This window comes from Cupriavidus sp. MPR-AND1C (genome assembly GCF_058809705.1).
Genome location: NZ_JBXASU010000093.1, coordinates 19729 through 27969 on the forward strand (window position 1 = coordinate 19729; position 8241 = coordinate 27969).

At 67.5% G+C, this 8241-nt stretch carries 7 protein-coding genes; 2 read left to right on the forward strand and 5 right to left on the reverse strand.

The genetic code is table 11. The features are described 5' to 3' along the window. Positions 1–3 precede the first annotated feature (3 nt). Positions 4–2268, reverse strand: a complete 2265-nt coding sequence (locus tag AC1RWI_RS31745; RefSeq protein ID WP_492870315.1) for a xanthine dehydrogenase family protein molybdopterin-binding subunit — start codon at positions 2266–2268, stop codon at positions 4–6. Positions 2269–2430: 162 nt separating this feature from the next. Between AC1RWI_RS31745 and AC1RWI_RS31750 the strand changes: the two genes are divergently transcribed. Continuing rightward, a complete protein-coding gene (locus AC1RWI_RS31750; protein ID WP_492870316.1) occupies positions 2431–3183 on the forward strand; it encodes a TetR/AcrR family transcriptional regulator in 753 nt (250 codons plus the stop codon). Between the two features lie 43 nt (positions 3184–3226). Here AC1RWI_RS31750 and AC1RWI_RS31755 read toward each other — a convergent pair whose 3' ends face one another. Genes AC1RWI_RS31755 through AC1RWI_RS31770 form a run of 4 tightly spaced genes read right to left on the reverse strand, consistent with a single transcriptional unit; the run spans position 3227 to position 6614 of the window. Continuing rightward, positions 3227–3868 (reverse strand): N-carbamoylsarcosine amidohydrolase, encoded by a 642-nt coding sequence (locus AC1RWI_RS31755; protein ID WP_043352892.1) that lies wholly within the window; start codon positions 3866–3868, stop codon positions 3227–3229. Next, positions 3861–4961 (reverse strand): 2,5-dihydroxypyridine 5,6-dioxygenase NicX family protein, encoded by a 1101-nt coding sequence (locus AC1RWI_RS31760; protein ID WP_492870317.1) that lies wholly within the window; start codon positions 4959–4961, stop codon positions 3861–3863. Before AC1RWI_RS31760 ends, AC1RWI_RS31755 begins: the two co-directional genes overlap by 8 nt. Before the next feature lie 29 nt (positions 4962–4990). Continuing rightward, the gene (locus tag AC1RWI_RS31765; RefSeq protein WP_492870319.1) at positions 4991–5833 is read right to left on the reverse strand and encodes an alpha/beta fold hydrolase; all 843 of its coding nucleotides are present in this window, start codon (positions 5831–5833) and stop codon (positions 4991–4993) included. Positions 5834–5861: 28 nt separating this feature from the next. Then, entirely contained in the window at positions 5862–6614 is a 753-nt protein-coding gene (locus AC1RWI_RS31770; RefSeq protein WP_043352885.1) for a maleate cis-trans isomerase family protein, read from the reverse strand. Between the two features lie 381 nt (positions 6615–6995). On the opposite strand from AC1RWI_RS31770, the gene AC1RWI_RS31775 reads away from it, so the two are divergent. Further along, complete coding sequence (locus AC1RWI_RS31775; RefSeq protein WP_492870320.1) at positions 6996–8150, forward strand: FAD-dependent monooxygenase; 1155 nt, start codon at positions 6996–6998, stop codon at positions 8148–8150. The last annotated feature ends 91 nt before the right edge of the window (positions 8151–8241 follow it).

Sequence of the window (8241 nt, forward strand, 5' to 3'; positions counted from 1 at the left end):
GCCTCAGGCCGGCTGGCCGGCCAGCGCCGCGAGCACCGCCTCCGGCGTGAAGGGCGCGCGCCGCAGCCGCACCCCCGTGGCATCGAACAACGCATTGGCAATGGCCGGCGCGCCCGGCAGCGACGCGGATTCGCCCGCGCCCATCGGCGCTTCCTCCTGGCGCGGCATCAGCAGCACTTCGATGGGCGGCAGTTCGGGAAAGGTCAGCAGCGGATAGCTGCCCCATTCGCGGCTGGCCACGCCGTTGGCGTCAAAGCGCACCTGTTCCTTGAGCACGCGGCCAAGCGCTTGCACCACGTTGCCCTGCACCTGGTGGCGCACGCCGTCGGGGTTGACCATCATGCCGGTGTCCTGCGCCACCACCAGCCGCTCCACCACGATCTGGCCGGTATCGGGCGCGACCGCCAGGTCCACCACCCAGGCGGCCCAGGCGGCGCCGAAGCCCGGGAATTTGCTGTGGATATAGCGGGCATAGGCCACGCCGCGCCCACGCAGCAGCCCATCCGCATCCGGCCGGCCACGCGTGCCGCGCGCGCCTTCGCGCCAGCCGGCATGCGCCGCCAGCGCGCGCAGCAGGTCTGTTGCGCGCGCATCGGCCAGGTGGCGCAGGCGGTACGCCAGCGGATCGGCGCCGGACTCATGCGCAAGCTCGTCGATAAAGGACTCGTGCGCGAACACGTTTGGCAGCGCGGACACGCCACGCAGCCAGGAGGCGCGCACGATGGCCGGCGTGTCGTCGCAACCGATGCGCGTGGCGGCGTACTGGTAAGGCGGCACCGCGGTGCGGTCGCCCATCTGCAACATGCGCGGCGCGTTGTCGACCACGCCGGTCAGCAGCAGCCCCAGCGTGGGCGCATCGTTGGACGGATAGCGGCTGACGAAATCGTAGGCCAGCAATTCGCCATCGGGGCCAATGGCGCCGCGCACGTCCATCAGTTGCGCCGCGCCCTTGGGCTCCCAGAGATGTTCCTGCTCGCGGCTGAGTTGCACCCGCACCGGGCGGCCTACCGCGCGCGACAGCAGCACCGCATCGGCGCAAACGTCGTCGGCGCAGTTGCGGCCATAGCAGCCGGCGGCTTCCATGCGCACGATCTCGATGCAGCCTTCGTCCAGGCCGGTCAGGCGCGCCAGGTCGATGCGCAACACATGCGGGTTTTGCGTGCCGGACCAGACCGTGAGGCCATCTTCGCGGTAGTCCGCCACCGCGCACGACGGGCCGATGGAGCCGTGCATCTGGTAGGGCCACGTGTAGCCACGCGACAGTATCCGGTCAGCGGAGTCGAGGGCGCCTTGGGCGTCGCCCTCTTCCACCAGCGTGCGGCGTGTCGCGGGATTGGCGCGCAGCGCGGCCTCGGTGTCATCCGGCTCGCTGAGCGGGGGCAACGGCGGCGCCGGCTTCCAGTCCACGCGCAGGCGGCGCGCCGCCTGCATGGCCTGCTCCTCGCGCTGCGCCACCACGCCGATGAAATCGCCCTGCACCACCACGTCGACGACACCGCGCACGTCGCGGATCGACGCGCGGTCGACGCCGCGCAGGCTGGTGCCGACAAAGCCGCCGCTATCGCGCCCGGCGTAGGGTGGGCGCACCACGCGGCCGTGCAGCATGCCGGGCACGCGCACATCGTGCACGAAGGTGAGCTGCGCCGTGGCCTTGGGGGGAATATCCACACGCGGCGCGGCGCGCCCGACCACGCGGTATTCGCTGACCGGCTTGGTGGCAATGGCGTCAGCCAGGGGCAGCTCGATATGCTCGCCGGCCAGCAGGTCGCCGTAGGCCAGGCCTTCGGCGTTCTCATTGCCTGTTCCGCGCAAGCGCAGGCGGCCATCTTCTGCGATCAGCGCTTCGGGCGCCACGCCAAGACGCTGCGCCGCGCGCTCGCGCAGCCAGGCCATGGCCTGCGCCGCCGCGCGGCGCAGCGGCAGCGCCGAGATCTGGATGGTGGCGCTGGCAATGGTGGGGCCCTGGTTGGGCGTTGCCTCGGTATGGCCCAGCGTCATCGCCACACGCGCCGCCGGCACCTCCAGCTCCTCGGCCACGATCTGTGCGAGCGACGTGCGGATGCCGGTGCCCAGGTCAACGTGACCGTTGAAAGCCAGGATCTCGCCGGTGTCGCGCACCGCCACGAAGATGTCGGGCTGCGCGGCGATGTAGTCGGAGGCCGCGCCGGGCTGGCCGGGCGCGAGCCGCGGCGCGGCTTGCGGCGCGCGCGTCACCAGCAGCACGCCGCGCGCCTGCAGCAGGGCGTCGCGCTGCGCGCCCGGGGACATCGGCGCCGATGCGGGAAAAGAGGTGGACCGGGGTCCGCGGCCGGGTGTCGTTTCCATTCGTTCCATGTCTCAGGTAGGCACGCTGGCGGACTGCCGGATTCCGGCGCCGCCCGCCTTGACCGTTATACTGCCAGCCTCGAACAAGCAATACGTATCAAACATATGAGCACCCCGACCGCTAAGAAAAGCGCGGCAGCCGGAACCCGGGCCCGGCAAGCTCAGGACACCCGCGCCAAGATCCTCAAGGCCGCCATCAAGGTCTTCGCCTTGCGCGGCTACGAAGGCGGGCGCGTGGAGAAGATCTCCTCGCTGGCCAAGACCTACGACCGGATGATCTATTACTACTTCGGCAGCAAGGAAAAGCTGTTCGTCGAAGTGCTCGAAACCATCTACATCCAGCTCAATGAGGCCGAGCAGGCGCTCAAGCTCGACCCCGAGGATCCGGTGCGCGCGCTGACCCAGCTGATCGACTTCGTCTGGGCCTACTACCTCGATCATCCCGAGTTCGTCGCCATCCTGTCCAGCGAGAACATGAGCCAGGGCAAGCACGCCAAGAAGTCGAGCCGGCTCAGGGAGATCTCCAGCTACGCCCTGTCCGTGCTGGACGGCATCCTGGCGCGCGGCAAGGCTGCCGGGCTGTTCCAGCCCGATGTGCTCGCCCGCGATATCTACCTGGTGATCGCGTCGCTGGGCTACTTCTACAATTCGAATCATCATACGCTCAGCGCTTTCCTGGGCGAGCCCATGATGAGCAAGCCGGCGCTGGAGCACTGGCGCGATGTGATCCAGCGTACGGTGCTGAGCACGGTTTGCGTGCCGGGCACTGGCATCGCCCCGGCCGGGCAGGCCCCGGCCGAGGCCGAAGCGGCGGCGCCCGCCGCCCGCAAGAAGCCGGCACGCGCCAAGCGCACCTGAGCCTCGCATCCGGCGGTCATCAGCATCGCCGAATGCCTTTCCCTTAAGCCGTGGCTGTGGCCGTAGCCCGCGCCAGCATCGCCAGCGCTTCGTCGCGCGGCATCACCGTGGCGTTCTTCTGCGCCATGTCGAACAGGTTGGCATCGTGCGGCCCGATGGCGCGGTCGCCCACGCAATCGGACAGCACCAGCGGGCGCAAGCCGTACGACATGGCATCGACCACGCTGGCGCGCACGCAGCCACTGGTCACGCAGCCCGCCACCAGCAGCGTCTGCACGCCGCGCTGGTTCAGCCACGCGGCCAGCGAGGTGCCGAAAAAGGCGGATGGCACGGTCTTGCGCACCACCAGTTCACCCGCGCGCGGCGCCAGTTGCCCGACGATGGCGCTGTTGTGGCTGTCTTCCTTCAGGGCCAGCAGGCCGGGCACCTTCTGCGTGAAGATGTTGTGGTCGCTGTCGTCGTCGGCAAACACGATGCGGCTGTGCGCCACCGGCCAGCCCTGCTCGCGCGCCGTGGCCAGCAGCGGCACGGTGTTGGCGATGGCCTGGGGGATATTGCCGCCGCCAAAGACGGCCGGATCGGCGAAGCCGTTGACGAAGTCGATGATCAGCAGGCCGTAAGGTGCCTTGGGTTCCAGCGCGGCGCCGAAGCCCTGGCGCTGGTAGGTTTTCACTTCATCATGCATGGATGGCTCCCCTGGCATCTCGTTGCTGCTCTTGCTGCTCTTGCCGCTCTTGCTGGTATTCGTGATCCAGCACCTTTCCTTGTTCAACCACCGCCTCGCCGTCCAGCCGAACCGTGCAATGGCGCACGGGGATATCGATATGGCAGGCCGTCGTGCGGCTGCCGCCGGCTTCGTTGTTCGGGCCGAAGGAGCACAGGAAGTTGCCTTCGAACGCGCGCGCATCCATGCCGATGGTGGCCTCGCGGTCATACATGGCGAGCGTGGACCAGCGCGCGCGCGGCTGCAGGCCCCAGCCGATATGCGACATGGCGTAGGCCTCGGGGTCGTTGAACGAGGCCATGTAATCGCTCAGCAGCTCGGCATCCAGGCCGCCTTCGATACGGGTGACGTAGCCATTGCCCACCGTGATGTCGATCGGCGCCTGCACATAGGATTTCATCGGCAGCAGGATATCGCCGCGATCGAGCACGATGCGCCCATTGGTGCCGCCCTCGTCCGGCCAGGTCAGCACGAAGCCGCTTGGCCAGTGGTCCCAGCGGCCCGGCTCATCGACAAAGCCGTACTCGCTGATGGCGGGAAACTCGCCCAGCGCGCAGCGCAGGTCGGTGCCGGCATCTGACGTGATGTGCATCTCCCGCGCGCGCGCCAGCCGCGCCGTGGCGGCTTTCACGCGGGTGCGGTCTCCTTCGGTGGGCACCAGCCGCACCAGCACCTCGGGCGGCTCCACGGCCAGCAGGATCTTGGTGCCGCCGGAGAGGATCTCGTGCTGCTCGGGCGAGAACAGCAGCGTCATCAGGTCCAGCACCAGGTCGCTGGCCTTGAGCGCGGCGATGGCGGCCGGGTTGCCGGTCAGCGGCGTCGTGCCGAGATAAGCCAGCGCGTCGCGGCTGAGCGCCTTGTCTGCGTTGACGGGCGGCAGGTCCAGCCGGTTGACGATGGCGCCCATCGCCGTGGCCGCCATCTGCGCCGTGCGCAGCGTTTGCGGATGCGTGGCGGCGCCGGTCAGCACCGTGACCGTCTGGCCCGGCTCCAGTTTTGACAGGGTGAGCACCTGGCGCCATGCCTGGGTCAGGTCGTGATCGCTTACTGGCATGTGTTCTCCTTTCTGGTGAAGCGGGCAGCTCAGGCGGCAGCCTGGTCCTGCAGCAGCGGCGCGCCGAGGAAATCGCCGAAGGCGCGGTAGAAACCCGCCTCGTCGTCCCACGGGATCATGTGGCCGGCATCCGGCACGCGCGCAACCTGCACGGCAGGCAGCAAACCGCGAATTTCCTCGATGTCTTCGGCGCGGATCACGTCGCCGCGGCCGGCCACCATCAGCAGCGTGGGAACCCGTACCGACGGCATGTCGGCATGCACGTCATCGCGGTGGAAGTCCTCGAAGCTCGTGACGATGGCGCGCTCGTCGCAGGTGTGCAGCCACTCGGCGCGCAGGCGCAGTTGCGCATCCGTCCAGGTCGGACAGAAGCGGCGCATGCCTTCGGCATCGATGCCCTGGCGCGCCAGGCGGATGGAATCCACATACCACGGCAGCTGCGAAGGATAGGCGCGCCGTCCCGGCCCGGAGACGGGCGGGTCCACCATCACCAGCCGGGTCAGCCCGGCCGGATTGCCGCGCGCGGCACGAATGCCGATGCGCGCGCCCATGGAATGGCCAACGATGGCATAGCGCGCCAGGCCGAGCGCCTGCGCAAAGGCGACCACATCCGCCGCCTGCGCGTCCAGGCCGTAGTCCAGCGCATCACTGGCCTCGGACAGGCCACGTCCACGCACATCCAGGATATAGGTATCGAAGTGCTTGCCGAACTGCTCGCCGACAAAGCCCCAGGTGACCGCCGGGCTGGTGATGCCGGGCACGATCACCACGGCATCGCGCTGCGCGCGCGCGCCGGTGCTGCCGCCGTAGCGCAGGTAATGCTGGCGGATGCCATTGGCGAACACATTGCCGCCGTGGAGAAACTGGCTCATTGCTGGGCTCCCTTTACCGAAGACGTGATCAATAGGCACCCGACAGCAGCGCACCCGCGCCGGGCACGACCGGCTCCAGGTCAAGCTGCTTGAGGATGGCGTAAGTGGTGGCAATGGCGGCCGTGATCACGGGCTTGCCGGTCATGGCTTCCACCTTGGCCACTGCTGGCAGGGACGGCATCTGCACGCAGGCGGACAGCACGATGGCGTCCACATCCTTGGTGTTCATCTGCGCGACGATGCCGGGCAGCCTGGCGGGGTCGTGGCGGCCCACTTCGAGGTTGTCGGGGATTTCCAGCGCGCGCCAGTCCACCACCTCGTAGCCTTCGTTGCGGATGTAGTCCACCACCAGCTCGGTCAGCGGCTTCATATAAGGCGCGACCACGGCGATGCGCTTGGCGCCGATCACCTTGAGCGCGTCGATCAGCGCGCCAGCGCTGGTGATCACGGGCGCGTCAGCGCCGTTGGCGGCGGTATGGGCCTGCAGGCGCTTCTCCGAAACGCGATGGTAGCCGTGGCCCATCGCCATGATGGCCACCAGGCAGGCATAGCCCAGCACGTCGACGCGGGCGTCGCTCAGTTCCAGCGCGCAGCGGTCGGACTCGGCGTCCATGGCCGCCAGCTCTTCCTTGACCACCTTCTTCATGCGCATGCGGCTCGAATGGAAGGTGAAGCGTTCGGGGCGCACTTGCTGGCGCAACGTCAGCATCGCCGGGATCTCGGTTTCCATGGTGGTGTTCGAGCTCGGCACGATCTGGCCGATACGGAAAATTTTTTGCACTGTCGACTCCGTCATCTGTCTGTTCTGTCCACCCGCCCTGGCGCCCGTCGTAGCGGAGAGGCGCCCTGCACGGCCGGACCGGAGCCTTCACCGGCCTCCGTGTCCTGCGAATGATTGTAGTGTACACACGTTATTTTCACAACAAGACGCTCGACCAGGCGCGACGCACGATTTCAGTGCCCACTTCATGAATCAACCCCTAGTACGGTGCTTTATTTCACGGTTTATGGGCATCAAAACGGAGCAATCACTTTGGCATAAGGGTTTTCCATAGGGGTGGCATGTCCTTTCTTTACAAGCAAATTTCTCGTGTGTACACTCGATTCACCGATTGGCCAGACGGCCACGTCAGACCCACATCACACCGCCAGGAGAAATATCGTGCAAGGCAAACCACGGATCGCAGTGATTGGCGCCGGCCTGGGGGGGACGGTTGCGGCCGCCCTGCTGCAGCGCGCCGGATTCCAAGTCAAGCTGTATGAGCAGGCTCCGGCGTTCTCGCGCCTGGGCGCCGGCATCCACGTCGGGCCCAACGTGATGAAGGTCATGCGCAGGATCGGCCTCGAAGATGCGCTCAACGACATGGGCTGCCACCCGGACTACTGGTACAGCCGCGACTGGCAAAGCGGCGAAGTGATCGCCCAGATCCCGCTTGGGCGTTACGCGCTGTCGCATTACGGCGCCAGCTACCTGACCGTGCACCGTGGGGATTTCCACGCCCTGCTGACCGAGGCGGTGGCACCCGGCACGCTGCTGTTCGACAAGAAGCTGGCCAGCGTGGAAGACCTGGGCCACGTGGTGCGCCTGAGCTTTGCCGACGGCACCGTGGACGAAGCCGACATCGTGATCGGCGCGGACGGTGTGAACTCCCGCATCCGCGAAACACTGCTGGGCGCGGAGCCGCCCAAGTACACCGGCTACGTGGCGCACCGCGCCGTGTTCCCGATCGCGCGCGTCAAGGGCTTCACCCATGACCGCTGCACCAAGTGGTGGTCCGACGATCGCCATATGATGGTGTACTTCGACACCAGCAAGCTCGACGAGATCTACTACGTCACCGGCGTGCCCGAGCCCACGTGGGACATGACCAAGAGCTGGCTGCCCAGCAGCATCGAGGAAATGCGCGCCGCGTTCGACGGCTGGCATGAAGGTGTGCAATCGCTGATCGAAGGCACCGTGGAAGTGACCAAGTGGCCGTTGCTGGAGCGCGATCCGCTGCCGGTGTGGAGCCGCGGCCGCCTGGTGCTGCTGGGAGACGCCTGCCACCCGATGAAGCCGCATATGGCGCAGGGCGCGGCCATGGCCATCGAAGACGCTGCCATGCTGACGCGCTGCCTGCAGCAGACCGGGCTGTCGGACTTCAGCGCCGCGTTCTCGCTGTACGAAGCCAACCGCGCCGAGCGTGCCGGCAAGGTGCAACTGGTCTCGCATAACAACACCTGGCTGCGCACCAACGAGAACCCGGACTGGTGCTTCGGTTACGATGTGTTCAACGAGCCGCTGGTGGAAGCCGGGCGCGTGGCCGCCGCAGCCTGAGCCCCGCCCCGGCCAGACCGCCGGGTGCCTTCCGGGGCCCCGGCCCCGAGCGAGTGATGTTCTAAAACGCCCCCTGCCCCCCGATGAACAC